Consider the following 420-nt stretch of genomic DNA (forward strand, 5'->3'; position numbering starts at 1 on the left):
GGTGAACTCCACCGGCTGCCCTTTGAGCTGCTGCCAGAAACGGTGGCAGTGCAGCGGGTTACGGGTGACTCCCGCGCCCACCATCGCCACCAGCGCCAGCTTCTGACGCAGACGCAGCTCGCCCGGCAGACCGGCTTCATCGAGCAATTTCAGCGCGCTGTCGGCCACCTCGGAGGTATAGCAGAACTGCAGCAGCTTACGGTCGGCATGGACGCCAACGGCTAACGGGCGCAGCTGGGCGCGTTTGAGCAGAGCGTCCAGCTCTTTATGCGCCAGTTTGAAATCGTGACCGGCCGGCACCTGGAACTCCACCAGGCAGACGTCGTCATGGCTGGTGACAATCCGTGCGCCGGTACCGGAGGCCAGCACGCGCTCAATGCGCGTGGAACCCTGTTCCGGCGTGTAGCTGCAGCGTAACTG

Annotated in this window: 1 pseudogene; it reads right to left on the reverse strand. The window is 64.3% G+C overall.

Going from position 1 to position 420, the window contains the following annotated elements:
* A pseudogene (locus M3661_RS29935) lies at positions 1-420 on the reverse strand (hypothetical protein); the annotation flags it as partial.

Source organism: Paenibacillus sp. MER 180 (assembly GCF_023713665.1).
Lineage (GTDB): Bacteria > Bacillota > Bacilli > Paenibacillales > Paenibacillaceae > Paenibacillus_B > Paenibacillus_B suaedae.